At 36.2% G+C, this 2,511-nt stretch carries 3 protein-coding genes; all 3 read left to right on the top strand.

The genetic code is table 11. The features are described 5' to 3' along the window. Window positions 1–393: 393 nt before the first annotated feature. Window positions 394–999 carry an ATP-dependent dethiobiotin synthetase BioD gene (bioD, locus tag Q1553_RS08285; protein WP_115551752.1) on the top strand — a complete coding sequence of 202 codons (606 nt, stop codon included), beginning with the start codon at window positions 394–396 and terminating at the stop codon, window positions 997–999. Between the two features lie 68 nt (window positions 1,000–1,067). Beyond that, a complete protein-coding gene (locus tag Q1553_RS08280; protein ID WP_115551753.1) occupies window positions 1,068–1,622 on the top strand; it encodes a DUF507 family protein in 555 nt (184 codons plus the stop codon). Further along, window positions 1,619–2,511, top strand: an 893-nt coding sequence (gene carA / locus Q1553_RS08275; RefSeq protein ID WP_300842920.1) for a glutamine-hydrolyzing carbamoyl-phosphate synthase small subunit, incomplete at its 3' end; no start/stop codon positions are given. The genes Q1553_RS08280 and carA, both read left to right, overlap by 4 nt.

The following is a 2,511-nucleotide window of genomic DNA, read 5'->3' as shown; positions in this document are numbered from 1 at the left end:
TATATATTGTGATTAGAAATGCCCTCTACCTAAAATCCACAATATCAATCTTACCCTTTAAACTTTTACTAGCGCAGATTTTGCATTGTAGAAAGTGAGTCTGAAACTGCATTTTGATAAAGAATCACATTTGGATTATCTTGTTATTTATTTCTTAAAAACTCCACCAAATAACAATTAGGCTCAAATGCGTAAGAAATCTCTCCGCAATGCAACTAAATGATTTTTTCTTTCAATTGCGCTGTTTAGATTCATTGTTATAACTCTTTTTGGTTTGATTTGATGTTTAAATGAAAGTGAAATAGAATTGATGACATAAAATTACTTGCAAATCTATAATTTAACATAAAGCAAGCATATAATAGAATCTTAAAATTCAAAAAAGGGATTTATATGCAAATTTTTATTGCTGGAAGCCATACAGATGTGGGGAAAACCTCTGTTAGTGCGGCATTGTGTTACGCATTTAGTTTAGATTATTTTAAACTCGTTCAAGCAGGCACTCCAACAGACAATCAAAGAATCCAAAGTTTAACACCTGCGACCAAAATTTATCCTAGCGGCATTACCTTGCAAACTCCTGCTAGCCCTCACATCGGTATGCAAAAAGAAAAAATATCCTACAATGGGCTAAGAATTCCATTGCCCAAATCAGAAAATTTACTCATTGAGAGTGCGGGCGGGCTTTTTACCCCATTGGATTCCCAAAAATGTATGATAGATTTTTTAAGCACACACCGACTGCCTTGCATTTTGGTTGGTGCGTATTATCTTGGCGGAATCAATCATATTTTACTTAGTATTGCGGCATTAAAAGCACGTGAGATTCCACTTCTTGGGCTAATTATAAGCAAAGACCAAAATCCTCTAATGGACACCTTTATAAAGTCTTATACGCAAGTCAAAATTGCACACTTCGCGACTTATTCCGACAGGGAGACTTTTCAAGCAAATTCCAATAAGCTAAAAGAGGAAATGCAGAATCTTAAAATGATTTAAAAACACGAAAAAGGCATATTTTAAGAGATAAAACGCTAAAATAGCGCAAAAATTTATGAAGGTCCGATATGAAATTTAGACTCGCACATGCACCTTATATTGGAAATAAAATAGCATTAGATTTATCCACCTGCGGTTTTGTAAATGTTTTACACGGATTAGAGGGGATTGCAAAAGTCGCACAAAAATTCATTGAAGCAAATATCCAAGAAGAAGCAAACATAGAAGAAAAAGCAAGGGAAATTTTGGAAGAAAATTTAGATGAAATTGAATTTATGCGAGCTGATGAACATCAACTTTTTTGGAAAATCAAACAAAAATTAGCAGAAAATGAAAATTTTATTTTGAACTTTGAAGACCGCTACAATCATCTTGCGCACAAAATCCTTGATGAGCTTTTTGAGGAAGATTTGATTGACTCTGCCACTTCTGAAACGCGAATTGTCAATGTCATATTCAAAGCCATTAATAGCTATTCAAGAATCTACAATGAAGTAGAAGAAATCGTGCAAGAACGTATTGCAAACTATAAACGAAAAATAGTCTTTGGAAGCGAAGAATACGATTTGATTTTTGACAAACTCTACCAAGAGGAACTCAAAAAGAAAGGATTTCTGTCATGACATCTCCACATGATAAACTAAAAGATGTTTGGCTTTATTTAGCAAATGGTTTGTTTTTCAAGGCAAAAAGCTTCGGTGCCGAGAAAACAAGCGTGGGTGAGTTGGTATTTAACACCTCACTAACAGGCTATCAAGAAATCACAACCGACCCGAGCTATGCAGGGCAATTCATCTGCTTTACTATGCCAGAGATTGGAATCGTAGGAACAAACAAACAAGATATGGAGAGTCGCGGAATCTTTGCCAAAGGAATTTTGTGCCATCATTATAATTCCAAATTTTCAAATTTTCGTGCAGAGGAAAGCTTGGGAGAGTTTTTAAAGAAATTCAACACAATGGGGATTTGCGCAATTCCTACGCGTTTGCTCACAAGAACCTTGCGCGAAGAGGGCGCAATGATGATGATTGCCTCTACTGAAATCTCCAACAAAAACGAATTAAAAAAACTCCTAGAAAGCAGCCCAAAGATTGAGGAAATCAATTACATCAAAGAAGTCAGCACACAAACACCCTACCAACACTACAAAGGTAAATTTGACTTTCAAAGTATGGACTACACCACACCTAAGACATATCAAAAAATCCTAGCAATTGATTTTGGAATCAAACAAAGCATTTTAAATCAGCTCGTCAGTGCGGGCTTCGGCGTAGAAGTCATACCACACGATTTTGAAGCACAATCACTAATTGCACGTTATGCACAGGGTGAATTTGACGGAATCTTTCTTTCTAATGGACCCGGGGACCCACAAGTGCTTCATACAGAAATCGCTGAAATCAAAAAATTAATTGCCGCCAAGATTCCGCTTTTTGCAATTTGTTTGGGACATCAGTTGCTTTCTCTTGCACATGGTTACCCCACCCATAAACTCAAATTTGGACACCACGG

Source organism: Helicobacter sp. UBA3407 (assembly GCF_949747025.1).
Classification (GTDB): domain Bacteria; phylum Campylobacterota; class Campylobacteria; order Campylobacterales; family Helicobacteraceae; genus Helicobacter_D; species Helicobacter_D ganmani.
The sequence above is the reverse complement of the archived record's forward strand: the minus strand, read 5'-3'. Positions and strand labels throughout refer to the sequence as shown.

Excerpts from the sequence above, each read along its gene's own strand:
- bioD (WP_115551752.1), top strand. The coding sequence starts at position 394 with ATGCAAATTTTTATTGCTGGAAGCCATACAGATGTGGGGAAAACCTCT.
- Q1553_RS08280 (WP_115551753.1), top strand. The coding sequence starts at position 1,068 with ATGAAATTTAGACTCGCACATGCACCTTATATTGGAAATAAAATAGCA.